Genomic DNA, 15,635 nt, shown 5'->3' on the forward strand with positions numbered 1-15,635 from the left:
TGGTGGGCGGCCCGGGGAAAAGGTTCAATCCAGTTTCCGGGTGTTTTTGCGGCGGCCGCCGGCGGGCAATGACAGCGGGTTTGTCGCTACAATCCCGGCGGAATTCCCGAAAACGCAAAGGAAGAAATTTGCAAACCATCGGCATCATCGGCGGCCTCGGGCCGGAAGCGACGATCGACTACTACAAGCGCATCGTCGACCACTTCCACGCCCGCAACCAGAGCCTGGCCGTACCGGAAATCGTCATCGTCAGCGTCAACATCACCCGCCTCTTCGCCATGGTCGAGGCCGGCGACCGGGAAGCGCTCGCCGCCTGGCTGGCCGGCAAGGTCCGCGCGCTGCACGCGGCCGGCGCCGAATTCGCCGTCCTCTCGGCCAACACGCCGCATGTCGTGTTCGACCAGGTGCAAGCCCAGTCGCCGATCCCGCTGCTCAGCATCGTCGACGCCACGCTCGCCGCCGCCCGCACCGCCGGTTACCGGCGCCTCGGCCTGCTCGGAACCGCCTTCACCATGCAAGCCGGCTTCTTCGCCGGCGACGGCCTTGCCATCTTCGTTCCCGAACCCGAAGAACAGCAGCGCATCCACGCTCGCCTGGTCAACGAAATCGAGCACGGCATCTTCAACGCGACGACCCGGCAGGAATTCCTCGCCATCATCCGCGCCTTGCAGGCGCGCCATCAGCTCGACGCCATCATCCTCGGCTGCACCGAACTCCCGCTGCTCCTGCACGACGGCGACGCCGACATCCCCTTCCTCAACACGACCGCCATCCATGTCGAGGCGATCTGCCGCCGCTGCTGCGCAGACTGAGAACCGGCGATGAAGCGCAGCAGAACTGACCGCCAGCGTTGCCTCGGACTGGCCGCGCTGATCCTCCTCGCCACCCAAGTGGCGCAGGCCGGCGAAACGCGGCGCTGCCAGATCAACGGCCGCAGCATCATCACCAACCTCAGTTGCGAGCAACTCGCCCGCGAAGCCGGCATTGCCGAACCGCCCGCCAGGCTGGCGCCGCCACCGGAAACGACGGCAAAGCCCGCGGCGGAACCTAGCCCGTCACTCGCCAAACCGCGCCAGAATCTCCCGGCCCAGCCGCCGGCAAGCGCCGGTCTCGAAGGCATCCAGGAAACGCTGCTCCCCATCGGCGTTTTCGCCATCCTCGTTGCCTTCCTGGTCGGCGGGCTGAAGCGCCGCAGCGCCAGGCCAGTTCCGTCTGCCCGCCCGGCCCGCGAACCGCTCCTCGCGTCGGCGCCGCCGCCGGATGAAGTTCTGCCCTATCAGGCAGCGCCGGTGATGAGCCCGTATGAATTGACCCTGTACGAGCGCCTCAAGACCGCCCTGCCGGAATGCGAAATCTTCCCGCAAACGCCGCTGGCCTCGTTCATCCGGATCGACAGACAGCGGGCCGGCAGCGATTTCTACAGCAACAGCCACCGCTGGCAGAACCGTATCGGCCAGCAGCGCGTGGACTTCCTGGTCTGCCGCCGGCAGGACATGTCCATCCTGTCAGCGATCGAACTCGACGACCCCAGCCACGAAAAGGACGAAGCGCGGCGCCGCGACGAAAAGAAGGAAAAAAGCCTGCAGGACGCCAACATCCCGCTGATCCGCTGGCGCGTGGAAGCCATGCCGGACGCCCCGGAAATCCGCCGCGAGTTTGCGCGCAAGGGGTGGCTGGGAGAGGGGGCGGCGTAGTTCGTGGTGGGCTGGGGCGGTGTATTGGATGAAAGCTCTATGGGCTGTATCTCAAGTCTTCGAATAATCATCGCGGTGCCGAGTGTTGCCTGATGAGGTCGCATCTCGAACAGGTGATGCGCCGCGTACTCGAAAATCTCTGGCAGCAACTGCCTCGCCGGATCTGGTGCGAGGAAACGTGGGGGGGCACGTCTAGTGCGCTTGGCGCCGCTCCGCAAAATCCGACGAGGATTGACGCCTTGATATTCCATATGCTTCAAGGCACGATCCGGGCATGAAGAGACTTTTTCTGCAGCCTTGTAATGTTTGATAGGAGGGCACGTGGACGACACCAAACTTGTTGAAGAACTTCGAAATCGCTTCAATGTCGGCGAGAAGTTCAAGTTCGTGTTCTTCTGGGGGCATCAGCGCAGCAAGCACGGAGTAACGGCTTCGTGCTTTAGTCAATGGTATGACGCTCCATTTACCATTGATGGAAATCTGTATCCGACGGCAGAGCATTTCATGATGGCCGAAAAGGCAGCGCTCTTTGGAGACGAATCAACTAAAGCCCAGGTGCTGCAGGCGCCCACCCCGGGCGCAGCCAAAGCTTTCGGCCGTCAAGTTCGCGGCTTCAAAGAGGAAGTCTGGTTACAGCATCGATATTCAATCGTTGTTCGCGCAAACAAGGCCAAGTTCTCTCAGAACCCGGAACTCGGTCAGTTTCTCCAACAAACCGGTACGCGAGTTCTCGTTGAGGCAAGTCCGGTTGATAGTGTCTGGGGTATAGGTCTTGCCCAAGACGATGAAATGATTAACGACCCAAACCAATGGAAAGGGCTCAACCTCTTGGGGTTCGCCCTGATGGAGGTTCGTCGAGGTGCATGATCCGACGTATACAGCCCCTTCAAGAGAATTGGGCGTCATGAAGAACCCCGCGAAGTTCATTGTGTTATCGCTACTGGCAATATCTGTCGTGGGAGTGGCAGCTTGCTCATACATTGAGTCTCGGTACGAGCAAGCCTTTAGGGCTACCACAAATGGTGAACCGTACTCCCTTGTCGTCGAGCGCTTCGGTAAGCCAAACCTCGTCGAGTACCCAGCCCAACCATTTCTGCGGTATGCCATGTCATCCCAATCCTGCAGTACGCCTTGTGCGTTCAGAGTATGGTGGGAGCATCCAGTTCTCAAGGGCATTCAGGCATGGTCGGTAGAGTTCAACGACAAAAACCAAGTCATTCATACCGCCCATTGGCTATCTCCATGACTTCAACGTTCAAAATGACAACCCACTTGAGTTCAAAATGGCTACGCTTTTTGCCGTCCGGCGTATTCAATTCAGGGTCTCTTAGTCCGAATGAACGATCTTCCGCTTGTTGCCTACCTCGTCCTCGCCACCTTTGTTCTCTGTTGGGTGGGTGGCGTTATCAGTTGGTGCTTTGCCGCGTACTACATGTTTAAGGTCATGCCTCGGTTTCGCCCGGGCCGCGAGTGGGGACGGTACGTCCCATTCTCAATTTTTTCTTCCTGGTTCTTTACGGATGACGGAAACTTGTTTCGTGCCAAACTGCTCAAGTCTGGCAGCCTGTTTGTTCTGTTCGTCGCCCTGGGGGCTGCAATTGGCCTTGGCTTCGAGGTTTTCACCAATCGCTAGTTCGCTTTGCGTGGAACAAATCGAGGTCCATCAATTGTTCCCAATCAATTATTTCCTTTTTTCCGATTAGTCTTCATTCTCATGGCCTTCGTATTGCGTAAAGATGGGAGTCAAAATTCAGTCGTGGCATTCACTGAATCGTGGCGTCGTTACAGGGAATATTTGGCTTCTGTCTCAGACCAATTACCTGACTCGGCACGTGAATTTGCCTTGGCCGATTGGCATCATGACTTCACGGACCATAGAGCACCTCACGACGCCTGGGTCGAATCCATTCTCGTCTTTGAAACAGCCTCAAGCGAAAGGCAGGAGAACCGGCAGGCCCATATCAAAGTGCGCCTGCTGGGCGCTTATCACGACGGCTATATCGAAATCGAGTACGTGAATGTTCAACACTACTCGATCAATTCGAATTACCCCAACCATGGCGATTGGGGCTACGACGAAATCCGGCTCTCGGATAACGGGAGGGTGCTGCACGAGATTGAAATCGGCGGCGCAACTTGGATCATTGAATGTGAGGACATTCGCTATGTCTGGCTCCCTCAAAGGCTGACCACCCAGTCGTCAGGACCGGTGAGCACCCGCCTGTAAGCTGCTTTTATCCACCTCGCTCGGCGTCTGCTTACTATCATCGCTCTGAGCGGTAGCCTAATAACGCAGGCTACGTTCGAATAGGGTCGGGTGCCGTCTCACACGCACGATCAACGCCCGTTCCCCCGGCTGTGCTTATTCCCGTCCGCCGGTATCCCCATCCGGCCCCGCCCCCATCCGCCCAAGAAAAGCCTGTTGTTCGCGCAGGAAGCCGCGCAGGCCGGGGCGTTGGTAGGGGATGCCGTGTTCGGGGGCGAGGCGGGCGATGAGGTCGGCCAGCGCCGGGTAGTGGCGGTGGCTCCAGTCGGGGAAGAGGTGGTGGGTGAGGTGCAGGTTCATGCCGCCCAGCCAGTAGCCGAGCCAGCCGGGGGTGATCTGCCAGTCGAAGGTGGTGAGGAACTGGTGTTCCCAGCGCCCGTGGGCGAAGCGGCCGTCGGGCGGGGCGGCGAAGAAGCGGCCCTTGGCCCAGTGGGTGCCCAGGATGAGCAGCACGAAGAGCAGCGAGGCGGCGCTCAGGCTGAGGAAATAGGCGAGCAGGATGGTGGCGGGGGCGATCCGCCCGCCGCAGAAATACAGCGGCAGGCCGATGCCCAGCGTCAGGTGGGCGGCCTTGGCCAGCAGGAAGCCGGCCCAGCCGCGCCAGCCCGGCGTCGCCATGCGGGCGCCGACCGGGGTGCGGCCGGCGCGGTCGAGCCAGTCGAAGGACCAGATGATGGCGGGGAAGGTCATCGCCGCCACCAGCGGCCAGTACCAGCGTTGCCAGCGCATGAAGGGCCGCCAGCGCTGGTGCGGGGTCTGGCGCAGGACGCCGTTTTCCTCGATGTCGAGGTCGTGGCCCTGCACGTTGACGCGGGGGTGGTGAAAGATGACGTGGCGCACCCGCCAGCATTCGGGGTCGAGGCCGAGCGGCAGGCTGACCAGGCGGTTGAGCCAGCGGTTGCCGCGGGCGCTGCGCAGGAAGGCGTTGTGCGAAGCGTCGTGCACGACGTTGATGGCGAGCAGCATGGCGGCGGCGACATAGACGAAGTAGGCGATGCCGAAGCCGGCGGCCGTGGCCTGCGTCAGCGCGCTGGCGTAGGCGGTGGCGGCGATGGCGACGAGCAGCAGCAGCTTGCCGATCATGCCGGCGTCGGCGCCGCGGTGGTCGTTGCGGGCGGCCAGCCAGTCACCGGCGGCGGCGTCGAGGGCGGCGCGCAGCGCCTGGTCGTCGCGCCCGAAATGCAGCGGCGGAGCTGTCTTCATCCGCTTTCTCCGAGTGGCTGGCGGCCCATCTCGCGCAGGAAGCGGCGCTGGCCGGCGAGCAACTGGCGGTAGCCGAGGCAGCGGTAGGGCAGGCCGTGTTCGGCGGCGGTGCGGGCGACAATGTCCGCCAGCGCCGGGTAGTGGCGGTGGTGCCAGCCGGGGAAGAGGTGGTGGGTGAGGTGCAGGTTGAGGCCGCCCATGCCCCACTGCAGCCAGCGCGGCGTCGGCAGCCAGTCGCAGGCGGTGGCGAAATTGTGCCGGTGCCAGCCCTGCGCCAGGCGGCCGTCGGGCGGCGCCGGGTAGAAGGCGGCTTGCGCCCAGTGGGTGCCGAGGAGCAGGAAGACGAGGAGCAGCGAGCCGGCCATCTGCCCCGCCAGGTAGCAGGCCAGCGCCAGTTGCCAGCCCAGGCCGTGAGCGCTGGCGGCGGCCAGCGGCAGGCCGAGCGCGAACAGCAGGTGGCCGAGTTTGGAGGCCAGGAACAGCGCCCAGCCGCCGCTTCCCGGCAACAGCCCATGCTGGCGCAGCGGCGTGCGGCCAAGGCGGTCGCGCCAGTCGAACACCCAGGCGATCCAGGTCAGCGACAGCGCGGCGATCAGCGGCCAGTAGCGGTGCTGCTGGCGCATGTGCGGCCGCCAGCGCTGGAAGGGCGTCTGGCGGAAGATGCCGTTTTCCTCGGTGTCGAGGTCGTAGTGTTCGATGTTCGGGTAGCGGTGGTGGAAATCGACGTGGCGCACCCGCCAGTAATCGGGGTCGATGCCGAGCAGCAGCGTGACCAGCCGGCCGACGACGCGGTTGCCGCGCCGGCTGCGCAGGAAGACGTTGTGCGAGGCGTCGTGATTGACGTCGATGTTGAGCAGCATGCAGACGGCGATGGCCGCCAGGTAGGCGCTGGCGAAGCCGCTGGCGGTGCCGGCCGTCAGGCTGAGCAGGTAGCAGGCGAGGCAGGCGGCGGCGAGCAGCGCTGCCTTGCACAGGTGGGCGCCATCGGCGTGGCGATGGTCGCCGCGCGCCGACAGGTAGCCGCGGGCGCGCGCCTGCAGCGCCTGTTCGAAAGCCACCTCGCCGCTGCTGTCGGGCGCGGCGTAGCAGAGCGGCGGCAGCGTCCTCATGCGGCGCTCGCCGGCCGGCGGCCGACGCCAAGCGCCAGTAGCAGCCCGTGCACTGCCAGCGGCAGCATCAGCCACGGCCAGACCCCGGCAAACCAGCGTAGGCCGCCCAGCCAGGCGGCGGGCAGGGCGAGGCAAAGTGCCAGCCAGGCGAACGGCGCCCAGCGGCGGCCTTCGGCCATGCCGCCAAGGACCACCGCGCCGCCGGCGAGCAGCGCGAAGAGCACGACCTGGGCGACATCGACGGCGCCGTAACCGTAGCCGTAGCGGTCAACGTAGCCGATGACCAGCGCGAACAACAGCAGGGCGCCGCTGGCGATCGCCCAGTCGGCGCAGGCGAAGCGGGCTGCCGGCGTGGTGCCGGCGCTGCCGCCCAGGAGGCGCAGGAAAGGCAGGTTGCTCGCCCAGAAGGGGTTTTCTGGCGGCGCCTCGTGGCCGACGCCGTAGCTGAACGGGGCGGCCGGCAGTTCGCGTTCCAGGCTGCCGAACAGGCGGTCCCAGAACGAGAAGCTGCCGCCGAAATTGCTGTTGCAGTAGCGCGCTTCGTTCACGTGATGGACGCGGTGCAGGGCCGGCGTGATCAGGATCGCTTCCAGCCAGCGCAGGCGCGGTACCAGCGCGTTGTGGTTGTAGAACTGCACGCTGTAATGGAGGATCGAGACGGCGACGAACACCGATAGCGGCACGCCGAGCAGCGCCAGCAACAGGAAGAAGGGAATCGAGGTGAGCGAGGAATACCAGGAATTGCGCACGCCGAGCGAGAGGTTGAAATGCCGGCCCTGGTGGTGGATCAGGTGTACGGCCCAGAACGGCGGCCACTGGTGGTGCAGGCGGTGCAGCCAGTAGAAGCCGAAATCCCAGGCGAGCAAGGCGAACAGCCAGAGCGCAACGGGCGGCCAGGCGGCCAGCAGGTTGAAGCTCCAGTGCGCGGCGACGTAGCCGTAGCAGGTGATCTCGAGGCCGCGGAACAGCCACAGCATGAGGTGGCCGGAATCGATGTTGAAGACGACATCGCGCCAGTTCACCGACTGGCGCCCGCTCCACTGCAGGAAGAGCGCTTCGCCGAAAACGAGGATCAGCATGCAGGCGATGGGCCAGGCGAGTTCGCTCATGACGGGGCTCCTTGCGTCAGGGTGGCGGGGGCGAGCCAGCGCCGGCACAGCCAGGCGGCGGCAAAACCGAGGGCGACGCCGGCCGCCAGGTCGATGGCGAGGTGGCGGCGCAACTGCAGGATGGAAAGGCCGATCAGCGCGCCCCACGCCCACAGCAGCAGGCTGCGCAGCGGCCGCCGGGGATCGTGCAGGGCGAGGATGGCGAGCGTGGTCAGCGCCATGTGCAGCGAGGGAAAACAGTTCTGCGGCGAATCGACGGCGAGCAGCCCGGCGAGCAGCGTGCCGCTGAGGCCGGCGGCGGCATAATCGGGATAGGCGAGGGTGGTCGGCCACAGCATGAAGACTGCGCCGGCGGCCAGCGCCGCCACCTGGAAAGCGCTGCGCAGCCAGCGCAGGCGCTCGGCCGGGCAGGCGAGGAAGGCGAGCGGGACGATCAGGAAGAACGACAGGTAGGGCCAGACCGCGTGCGGGCTGTAGGGAATCAGGCGGTCGATGACGCCGGGTTCGAGGACCAGACCCGGCCCCTGGAAGCGGTCGCTGAGGTTGTAGACGACGCCGACGCCGCCCCAGCCGAAGAGCATCTGGCGCAGCCGGAATGCGGTGCTGGTCATGAGGCGAGGCGCCGGATGCGCCGCCGCTTGTGCCGGAAATCGGCAGGCAGCGGCTGGCTGGCGAGCTGCCAGTGCAAGGCGGCGACGGCGACGCCCTGGCGGGCGAAACCGGCGATCAGCGCCGCGCGGCAGCGCTCGATGTCGGCCAGGGGGCAATCGGCGGTCAGTTGCAGGCGGTCGGCACCGTGCTGTTCGAGCCGGTAGTCGGCGGTCAGCGGCAGGGCGTTGGCGATCAGGCGGCTGCACAGGTCGGCGAACACCGGTTTGACTTGCCCGTCGGCGCCGGGCAGTTGCAACTGGTCGTCGCAACGCCCCTCGATCGCCGCCAGCGCCAGGCCGGCGCGGCCGCAGGGGCAGGGCTCGGCGCGCCGTACCAGGACGTCGTCGAGGCGGTAGCGGACGATAGGCTGGGTCTGCCGCGTGAAGTCGGTGACCCAGGGCGTGAAGCGCTGATCGTCCAGCCACTGCGGCTCGATGCGCAGGAATTCCTCGTTCAGGTGCAGCGTGCCTTGCGGGCAGGTGGCGGCGAGGAAACCCTCGGTCGCCTGGTAAACCTCGCCGACTTTGGCGAAGACTTCGCCGAGCAGCGCCCGGTCGGCCGGCTCCAGCACTTCGGCGACCGAAATCACCAGCTTGGGGGCGATGTTCAGGCTGCCGTCGCGCACCGCCAGCGCCAGCGCGCGCAGCACCTGCGCCGGCGCGACGACGATGCTTGGCCGCTCCGCCTGCAGGCGCGCGCACTGCGCAGCGAAGGGCGCGAACAGGTCGTGGAAGGCGAGGCTCAACCAGCGGTTGTCGACGCTGTGATAAAGGTGGTTGTCGGCGCGCAGGAAGAGGGCGACGCGCTCGCCGGCGGTCAGTCCGTCGGGCAAGAGGCGCGCCAGCATGACGCCGGCCCAGGCCGCCTGCTCCCGCGGGCTGACGACGAACAGCCCGCGCTGCCCCGAGGTGCCGGACGACAGCCCGACGCTGTAGCGGCCGACGCGCGGCGTGAAGTCGCGCTCGGCCTCGCTGCGCCGCGCCACCGCCAGCAGTTCGTCGCGCTTGAGGCCGGCGGTGTTGATGGCGTCGAAATGCTGCATCATCAGCGCCTTGTCCATCGTCGGCCAGTCGGCGAAAGGCAGTTCGGCGCAGCGCGCGAAATAGGGGCTGCGCACCAGCACGCGCCGCGCGTAACGCCGCAACTGCCGGTCCTGGTGGGCGAGCAGCGCGGCGCGGTCGGCAAACTGCAGGCGCCGCGTGCGCAGGTAGTGCCAGAGCGTGGTCAGCGCGATCATGCGGCGGTATTCCAACGACGCGCGCCCGCCGGCGCGGCTTTCCACGGAACTACGTTGGCCGGCGTAGGGCATTGAAGCCGCAGGTAACGCCACAACTGCCGGCCCTGGTGGGCGAGCAGCGCAGCGCGGTTGGCAAACTGCAGGCGCCGCGTGCGCAGGTAGCGCCAGCGCATGCTCGGCGCGATCATGCGGCGGTATTCCAACGACGCGTGTTCGCTGGCGCGGCTTTCCACGGAGCTACGTTGGCCGGTGTAAGGCGCTGAAACCGCGGGTAATTCCGCAACTGCCGGCCCTGCTGGGCGGGCAGCGCGGTGCGGTGAGCGAATTGCAGGCGTCGTGCGCCCGGGTAATGCCATGGCGCGGTCAGCGTGATCGCGCGGCGGGTTATTGCAGACGCGTGCCGGGCCTGGACGGCTTTCCACGGAAGTACGCCGCTTGGCTGGTTCCCACGGGCGCATGCTGGCAAGGGTGGGGCGCTGAAGTCGGCAGCCGGAGCCGGCGGGCGCTCGGCCGGACTGGTGCAATGGCAGGGCGGGCCGGTCGTTCACAGTTCTCCCTCGTGGCACAGCAGGATGCGCGCCTTGCCGCCGCGATGCAGCGCGTGCAGGCGAGCCAGGGTGTCGTAATAGGCGGCGCGGTCGTCCATCAGCAGGTGGGTGAGGCGGGCAGGGCCGCGCTGCTCGCGGTAGCCCTGCGGCGCCCAGGCGGCGTCGCTGGCGAGCAGGGTCCAGCCGTCGGCGGTGTGCACGAAGGCGCCGATCTGGCCGGCAGCGTGGCCGGGTAGCGGGACGAGCAGGATTTCGTTGCGGCTCTCCGGCAGTGCCCAGGCCCATTCGAAGGGCGCCAGTTCGGCCGGCAGTCGGACCAGCGGAAAACTTTCGACGAATTGCAGCGTCGTCTCGAAGTCGGCCGGGATCAGCCCCGGCACGAAAGCGCGGCGCAGCGCGCCGAAACCGCGCAGGCCGCGCGTGCGCTGCCAGCCCTCGCCCGAGCAGATGCAGGGCGTGGCGGCGAAGTCGTGGAGGCCGGCGATGTGGTCGCCGTGGAAGTGCGAGAGGAGCAGCCCGCTGATGTCGCGCGGCGTCAGGCCGACGCCCTGCAGTTGCCCGAGCAGCGCCTCGTGGGCGGCGAAATGCACCGGCGTGATCGCCGCGTAGAGGCGGAAGATGCCGGCGCTGGTGTGCTGGCGGAAATGCTCGGCGTAGCCGGTGTCCCACAGCCAGTGGCGGCCGCCGACGCCAAGCAGGTAGGCGCGCGCGGGAAAGCGGCAGACCCGCCAGGCGGCGCCGCGCAGCGCCATGCCGGCCGGGTGCGTGCAGTAGCCGACGGTGAAGGCGGTCAGCTCAGCCATCGACCGCCTCCTTGCCGCGCTGCCAGGCGGCGGTGCGGCGGATGCCCTCGGCCAGCGGGACGATCGGCCGGTAACCGAGTTCGGCGATGGCGCGGCGATTGTCGAGGGTCATGTCGAAATTGACGGCGCCGACGCTGTAGCGGGTCAGCGGCGGTTCGCGCCGGGTGATGGCGGCGATGGCCTCCATGCCGGCGGCGACGCCGTGCAGCAGCGGGTAGGGCAGCGCCTGCAGGCGGTAGGCGAGGCCCATTTCCTCGCGCAGCAGGCGGTCGAGCAGGTCGATCAGGCGGCCCGGTTCGTGGTTGCTGATGTTGTAGACAGCTGCGTTCGGTAGATGCGGCTGGGTGGTGGCGAGCTGCAGCGCGTGCACGACGTTGCCGATGTAAGTGAGGTCGAGCACGGCGACGCCGCCGCGTGGCAGGCGCAGAACGCCGCCGTCGCGTTCGATCTGGCGCAGCAGGCGCGGCAGGATGACGCGGTCGTGCGGGCCGAACAGCGCGCGCGGGCGCAGCATCGTGTAGCGGGTGGCGGGATGGCGGGCGGCGAGTTCGCGGATCGCCTGCTCGGCCGCGTACTTGCTGGCGGCGTAGGCGTTGGCGAAGCGCGCGGCGCGGAAATCTTCGCTGACGGCGTGGCGGTGCTGGAAATCGAAATAGATCGATGGCGTAGACACCTGCACGAAGCGCGGCAGCCCGCGTTCGCCGGCCGCTGCGGCGAGCTTTTGCGTGGCGTCGAAGTTGGCGGCCCTGAACGCCGCCGGGTCGCCCCAGGGCGCCGACAGCGCGGCGCAGTGCCAGACCGCGTCGACACCAGCGAGCAGCGCCGCGCACTCGGCGGGCGACGCCAGCGCCAGGTCGAGCGGCACGAATTCGGCGCCGCGGGCGGCCAGTGCGGCGCCGGCCGGCAAATCGCGGCCGCTGGCACGCACCTTGAAACCGGCCGCCAGCAGCCACTCGGCGGCGTTGCGCCCGAGCCCGCTGGTGGCGCCGGTAACCAGGTAGTTCATGGCAGGAAGGTGAGGCCGCTCAGCGTCAGCCCGGCGGCGGTGCCGATCAGCAGCGCCGGCCGGCCCGGGATCAGGCGGCCGCTGCTGAATGCCACATGCAGCGCGCTGGGGATCGAGGCGGCGACCTGGTTGCCGCGTTCGCGGTAGATGTCGATCAGCGCCAAATTCGGCACCCCGAGCCGGCGGCGCATGTGTTCCAGCGACAGGTGGCTGGCCTGGTGCGGGATCACCGTCGCCAGGTCGGCCAGTTGCAGCGCGCTGCGCGCCAGCAGGCGACGGAAGAAATCCTCGATCAGCGCCGAGGCCTGGCGGAAGATGCGGCGGCCGTCCATGTGGAACAGGAAATCGCTGTCGGCGATGCCGGCGCGCGGGTTGCGGCGGGTGCCGCCGGCGCGGATCTCGCAGTATTCGATGCCTTCCGGATAGGTTTCGAGCAGGCCGGCGATGATCCCGCTGCTGCCGTCGCCGCGTTCGACGATGGCGCAGGCGGCGCCGTCGCCGAAGATCAGCGCCGATTCCTCGTCGTTCCAGTCGATGCCGCGCGACGCGAGATCGGCAGAGACGATGGCGATGCGCCGGTAGGCGCCGCCGTTGAGCAGTCCTGCCGCCACTTGGAAAGCCTGGATGAAGCTGACGCAACTGGCGTTGATGTCGAAGGCGGCGGTGCCGGCCGGCAGCCGGCTGGCGCGCAGGACATGGGCGGCGCTGAAGGGCAGCGCCTGGACGGCGATTGCCGAGGCGTAGAGCAGCAGGTCCACCGACGCCGGGTCGAGGTCGGCGCGGCGCAGCGCGTCGTTGAGCGCCGCCGCGGCAAGTTCGCTCTGGCTGGCGTCGGCGCTGGCGTGGTAGCGGCAGGCGATGCCCGAACGCTTTTCGACATAACCGGGTCTCCTGCCCAGGCGGCGGTCGAGCTCGCTGGAATCGACCCGGTTGGGCGGCAGGGCGTGGCCGGTGGAGAGAATCTTCAGGGGCAGGCTGACGGCGGGGGGATTTTTCATGAAACCTTTGCAAGGAGCGCGCGGCGCGGCCGGAATATGCCATGCCTATAGGCGGGTGGCAATTGCCGGGCGTCTGATCGCTCAAAGCGGAAGGGGGGCAGACTTTTCCCTTGGCTTATTCCGGCGAGCAGTTTTTCGAGAGTATGGGATTGCGTTGGCTTCGTTCACGGTTCACGGAGCGCAGGTTCATGCTTGCTGACGCGATGGCCTTGCTCGTCAGAAGGCGCCAGGCCGAGGCCGCAGGGTCGGGATGACCGCGTCCCACAAGGCCACCGATTCGGCCTCGCTCAAGGTAGCCTGCGTGATTTCCGGCAGGACCGCCGACTCCTCCATCGTTCTCGGGGCGGCGGGGATCCGGTAGCCGTTGTGGAAGGTGATCATGATGATCGGCGCCTTGGCGTTACCGAGCTTGCTGTTGGCCTCGAAGCTAAAGAGCTGCCCCTTGACCCGGTCGGTCGTTTTCCCGGTCAGCAACCATTCGTCGTACTTGATCCCGTGCGCCTCGTGGCGGCCTTTGCGCACCGTATGACCGTCGGCCTCGGCGGCACCGGCTTCGATCTGCCGACCGCGATCCAGCAGGTTCGTGTCCTCGCGGAAATTGGAAGCGGTTTCGAGGCTGAAATACACGTCCTGGCTGTCCTTCAGGTGATAGGAAACCAGAACCTCTTCTTCATCGGAAGGCGGACCGAGAACGAAACCGTTGTGGATGCATACACCTTGCTCGGTCGGAACTTCATTGTCGGCCCGACCGCGGACGCGTTCGTACATGCCGAGCAGGTGGGCGAGTTTTTCGGGAAGGTCGGTATGCAGTTGTTTGGCAATTGAATCATTCGCGTCTTCCGGAAACGTTGTATCTGTCGCGACAATCTGAAGCTGTATTGCAAATCCAGCTTTCCAGCCAAAAGCTTCGAGAAGTCTTGTCATCCGGTCGCTGCCATATTCCTCTTTGGCTAGGTCGAATACGGCACCAGTAGGCGAGCCTGGAATGTCTAGTGCAGCCCTAAGTCTTGGTGCCTTCAGTTTCCCGGGGAGAACTGTGGCGGCATATTTGGCGTAACGGCTATTGAATTGCGCCGAGAATGCGGCCTGAGTCATCGGTTTGATCTCAATGGAGACGCCTTCGATGGTAACGCTGAACTGACTGTTCAAAACAAAGGCCGCCGGCATCTCGATGAGATAGCGACCGATACAGCGAGGCGTCATGTTCTGAGTGATTTTCTTCATTCTGGTTGCTTCCTGTTCAGTCATCTTGGAAGGAGCCGGCTCGCAAGCGGCAAGCGCCACAGCACAAAGCAATAGCCAGGCAACGTAGCGAGCCCTTGTTCTGGTTGTTCGCATAGTTTCCGTCATTCGTAACGCAAGCTGGTCTTGGTGACTTCTTGAGCAATTTTTACGATCGCACGCAGGGTGAAACTGCGCACCCGGTCAAGTTCCGGTCCCTCCTTGTAGGCCGGTTCATGCCCCGCGACAACCTGAAGAATCGACTTGACGCCGCTCCTGGCGGCGACTCCGGATCGATGGGGCACTGTGCCGTCGCCGTTTTCGTCCGGCGGATCGAGAGCGAACAGCCTGAGTTGTTCCCGCTTGTCGCGCTGGTCGGTAGGCTTGGCCAGGACGATGCGCTCGCTCTTCGTTTCGCGGCCCAGGACTATGTCAGGTTTTGCCTCAAGCACGTTGACGGAGCTTGAAGCGCCGCCCTGCAGAATAGAGTGAGGATTGCGCTTGCTGGTCCAGCCCACGCTGCCATAGGAAAGAAATCTGCTGGCACTGCCAAAGAAGGCGAAGGTATTGGGGTGATACTGATCAGCCAAGTCGGTATGTAATGCTTTGACGGCACTCTTGATTAGACCGGCATACACATTCCAATCCTTATCGATCTGCGCCTGCCGTTTTGTCGGATCAGACTCGATGTTCAGCGGATTGATCAGGGTGTCTTCGCACATGCTCCACCACTTGCCGCGCACGGTATAGATTTCACCATAAGGGTCGCCGTTCGTTGGATAGCTGTACTCCTGCGCACCGTCCTTGATCTTCAGCCAGCCATTGCCGTATTCCGGTGTCGGCAGCAATTGCAGCGGACCAGGGGCTGAAGACAGCACTGCCGTCATTTCGGCGGCATCTTCGCCCAGTAGCTTTGCAGTAATCTTGGCGGAGATTCCTCCGAACCAGCTATCACTGGGAGGAATCTCGGCGCCGGTCTTCATTCGCTTGTAGGTTGCCGCAGCACCGATGGTGGGCATGACGCCGTGCGAGATGCCGAAAATCTTGTCCCGCATCGGCACGCCCGCATCATCCTTGAGCAGTTCCGAACAACAGCGTGCGACCAAGCCACCCATCGAGTGGGTGACGATGATGATCTTCTCGCACTTCTTCTTTTCTCTTTTGTAGCGGGCGATGATCTCATTGATCCTGCCGCTTAATCGTTTGGCTGAGACACGGTTGTCTGCAAGCCAATTGTACCCACAGGCAAACACCGGAAACCGGTAGCGATAGCTCAAGGCGACTTCTTCGGCCTTCAGTGCCTCCTCGCCCGTCATCGCCCCCAGAGCTTGGCCGATCAGGTTATGACGCTGGCCGTTCTTGGCGTTTTCGTAGTCGTTGAGGTTGCTTTCCAGCCAGATGAGGAAGCTCTCATAACTGTATGCGCCCACTTCGCCCCAGCCCCGTCGCTTGAGTTCCTCCTCCGTATATCCAGTGCCCGTTGGCAGCTTCCCGCCATCATAGACATCAGTCACCTCGGGACGCAAATGGCGCTTGCGAGCTTTCGGCCCCCGGGCGATCCAGCCTGCCAGCAGGGATTCAGGGGAATCCATCAACCACTTGGCGCCATCCTTGCTGATGAGGTTCGATCCCATCACGCCAGGCACGAAGATCACCGGAATGATGCGGTCGGGCACCATTTGGCAGACGCCAAGAGAGTCGTCAGGCGTGCTCATGGTCGAAGACCAGTGCGGATCGCCTCGCCGGTCGTAGCTGACGGGAATTTGGCGCTCTTTCGTTTGGCTCACCGC

General features: G+C 65.1%; 16 protein-coding genes. 5 read left to right on the plus strand and 11 right to left on the minus strand.

Annotated elements, in window-relative coordinates; all coding sequences use genetic code 11:
* Positions 1-128 precede the first annotated feature (128 nt).
* The 5 genes from AC0KWY_RS20480 (at position 129) to AC0KWY_RS20500 (ending at position 3,921) form a co-directional block, all read left to right on the plus strand.
* A complete protein-coding gene (locus AC0KWY_RS20480; RefSeq protein ID WP_474027336.1) occupies positions 129-812 on the plus strand; it encodes an aspartate/glutamate racemase family protein in 684 nt (227 codons plus the stop codon).
* Positions 813-821: 9 nt separating this feature from the next.
* Complete coding sequence (locus AC0KWY_RS20485) at positions 822-1,694, plus strand: DUF2726 domain-containing protein (protein ID WP_474027337.1); 873 nt, start codon at positions 822-824, stop codon at positions 1,692-1,694.
* A 321-nt stretch (positions 1,695-2,015) separates the two neighbouring features.
* Positions 2,016-2,561, plus strand: coding sequence for an NADAR family protein (locus AC0KWY_RS20490; RefSeq protein WP_474027338.1), 546 nt, complete (start codon positions 2,016-2,018; stop codon positions 2,559-2,561).
* 469 nt (positions 2,562-3,030) lie between these two features.
* Entirely contained in the window at positions 3,031-3,327 is a 297-nt protein-coding gene (locus tag AC0KWY_RS20495) for a hypothetical protein (RefSeq protein ID WP_474027339.1), read from the plus strand.
* An 81-nt stretch (positions 3,328-3,408) separates the two neighbouring features.
* A complete protein-coding gene (locus AC0KWY_RS20500; protein ID WP_474027340.1) occupies positions 3,409-3,921 on the plus strand; it encodes a hypothetical protein in 513 nt (170 codons plus the stop codon).
* Between the two features lie 135 nt (positions 3,922-4,056).
* On the opposite strand, the gene AC0KWY_RS20505 is transcribed toward AC0KWY_RS20500, so the two are convergent.
* The 11 genes from AC0KWY_RS20505 to AC0KWY_RS20555 form a co-directional block, all read right to left on the minus strand.
* Positions 4,057-5,163 carry a fatty acid desaturase family protein gene (locus AC0KWY_RS20505; protein ID WP_474027341.1) on the minus strand — a complete coding sequence of 369 codons (1,107 nt, stop codon included), beginning with the start codon at positions 5,161-5,163 and terminating at the stop codon, positions 4,057-4,059.
* On the minus strand, positions 5,160-6,272 hold the full coding sequence (locus AC0KWY_RS20510; protein ID WP_474027342.1) for a fatty acid desaturase family protein: 1,113 nt from the start codon (positions 6,270-6,272) through the stop codon (positions 5,160-5,162). The genes AC0KWY_RS20505 and AC0KWY_RS20510 overlap by 4 nt, the downstream gene beginning before the upstream one ends.
* Complete coding sequence (locus AC0KWY_RS20515; RefSeq protein WP_474027343.1) at positions 6,269-7,381, minus strand: sterol desaturase family protein; 1,113 nt, start codon at positions 7,379-7,381, stop codon at positions 6,269-6,271. The genes AC0KWY_RS20510 and AC0KWY_RS20515 overlap by 4 nt, the downstream gene beginning before the upstream one ends.
* A complete protein-coding gene (locus AC0KWY_RS20520) occupies positions 7,378-7,992 on the minus strand; it encodes a phosphatase PAP2 family protein (protein WP_474027344.1) in 615 nt (204 codons plus the stop codon). Before AC0KWY_RS20520 ends, AC0KWY_RS20515 begins: the two co-directional genes overlap by 4 nt.
* A complete protein-coding gene (locus AC0KWY_RS20525) occupies positions 7,989-9,269 on the minus strand; it encodes a F390 synthetase-related protein (RefSeq protein ID WP_474027345.1) in 1,281 nt (426 codons plus the stop codon). Before AC0KWY_RS20525 ends, AC0KWY_RS20520 begins: the two co-directional genes overlap by 4 nt.
* Positions 9,266-9,457 carry a hypothetical protein gene (locus AC0KWY_RS20530; RefSeq protein WP_474027346.1) on the minus strand — a complete coding sequence of 64 codons (192 nt, stop codon included), beginning with the start codon at positions 9,455-9,457 and terminating at the stop codon, positions 9,266-9,268. The genes AC0KWY_RS20525 and AC0KWY_RS20530 overlap by 4 nt, the downstream gene beginning before the upstream one ends.
* A gap of 356 nt (positions 9,458-9,813) precedes the next feature.
* The gene (locus tag AC0KWY_RS20535; RefSeq protein ID WP_474027347.1) at positions 9,814-10,620 is read right to left on the minus strand and encodes an MBL fold metallo-hydrolase; all 807 of its coding nucleotides are present in this window, start codon (positions 10,618-10,620) and stop codon (positions 9,814-9,816) included.
* Positions 10,613-11,626 (minus strand): NAD-dependent epimerase/dehydratase family protein, encoded by a 1,014-nt coding sequence (locus tag AC0KWY_RS20540; protein WP_474027348.1) that lies wholly within the window; start codon positions 11,624-11,626, stop codon positions 10,613-10,615. Before AC0KWY_RS20540 ends, AC0KWY_RS20535 begins: the two co-directional genes overlap by 8 nt.
* Complete coding sequence (locus AC0KWY_RS20545; protein ID WP_474027349.1) at positions 11,623-12,624, minus strand: 3-oxoacyl-[acyl-carrier-protein] synthase III C-terminal domain-containing protein; 1,002 nt, start codon at positions 12,622-12,624, stop codon at positions 11,623-11,625. The genes AC0KWY_RS20540 and AC0KWY_RS20545 overlap by 4 nt, the downstream gene beginning before the upstream one ends.
* Positions 12,625-12,840: 216 nt before the next feature.
* Positions 12,841-13,848 carry a T6SS immunity protein Tli4 family protein gene (locus tag AC0KWY_RS20550; RefSeq protein ID WP_474027350.1) on the minus strand — a complete coding sequence of 336 codons (1,008 nt, stop codon included), beginning with the start codon at positions 13,846-13,848 and terminating at the stop codon, positions 12,841-12,843.
* A 122-nt stretch (positions 13,849-13,970) separates the two neighbouring features.
* Positions 13,971-15,632: an esterase/lipase family protein gene (locus tag AC0KWY_RS20555; RefSeq protein ID WP_474027351.1), complete on the minus strand. Its 1,662-nt coding sequence runs from the start codon at positions 15,630-15,632 to the stop codon at positions 13,971-13,973.
* Positions 15,633-15,635: the final 3 nt, after the last annotated feature.

The sequence above is a fragment of the Azonexus sp. MM2026_4 genome (assembly GCF_055901855.1).

Coding starts and splice junctions, on each gene's coding strand:
- AC0KWY_RS20540 (WP_474027348.1), bottom strand. CDS start 11,626: ATGAACTACCTGGTTACCGGCGCCACCAGCGGGCTCGGGCGCAACGCC.
- AC0KWY_RS20520 (WP_474027344.1), bottom strand. CDS start 7,992: ATGACCAGCACCGCATTCCGGCTGCGCCAGATGCTCTTCGGCTGGGGC.
- AC0KWY_RS20495 (WP_474027339.1), top strand. CDS start 3,031: ATGAACGATCTTCCGCTTGTTGCCTACCTCGTCCTCGCCACCTTTGTT.
- AC0KWY_RS20545 (WP_474027349.1), bottom strand. CDS start 12,624: ATGAAAAATCCCCCCGCCGTCAGCCTGCCCCTGAAGATTCTCTCCACC.
- AC0KWY_RS20515 (WP_474027343.1), bottom strand. CDS start 7,381: ATGAGCGAACTCGCCTGGCCCATCGCCTGCATGCTGATCCTCGTTTTC.
- AC0KWY_RS20525 (WP_474027345.1), bottom strand. CDS start 9,269: ATGATCGCGCTGACCACGCTCTGGCACTACCTGCGCACGCGGCGCCTG.
- AC0KWY_RS20510 (WP_474027342.1), bottom strand. CDS start 6,272: ATGAGGACGCTGCCGCCGCTCTGCTACGCCGCGCCCGACAGCAGCGGC.
- AC0KWY_RS20530 (WP_474027346.1), bottom strand. CDS start 9,457: ATGATCGCGCCGAGCATGCGCTGGCGCTACCTGCGCACGCGGCGCCTG.
- AC0KWY_RS20550 (WP_474027350.1), bottom strand. CDS start 13,848: ATGAAGAAAATCACTCAGAACATGACGCCTCGCTGTATCGGTCGCTAT.
- AC0KWY_RS20485 (WP_474027337.1), top strand. CDS start 822: ATGAAGCGCAGCAGAACTGACCGCCAGCGTTGCCTCGGACTGGCCGCG.
- AC0KWY_RS20535 (WP_474027347.1), bottom strand. CDS start 10,620: ATGGCTGAGCTGACCGCCTTCACCGTCGGCTACTGCACGCACCCGGCC.
- AC0KWY_RS20500 (WP_474027340.1), top strand. CDS start 3,409: ATGGCCTTCGTATTGCGTAAAGATGGGAGTCAAAATTCAGTCGTGGCA.
- AC0KWY_RS20505 (WP_474027341.1), bottom strand. CDS start 5,163: ATGAAGACAGCTCCGCCGCTGCATTTCGGGCGCGACGACCAGGCGCTG.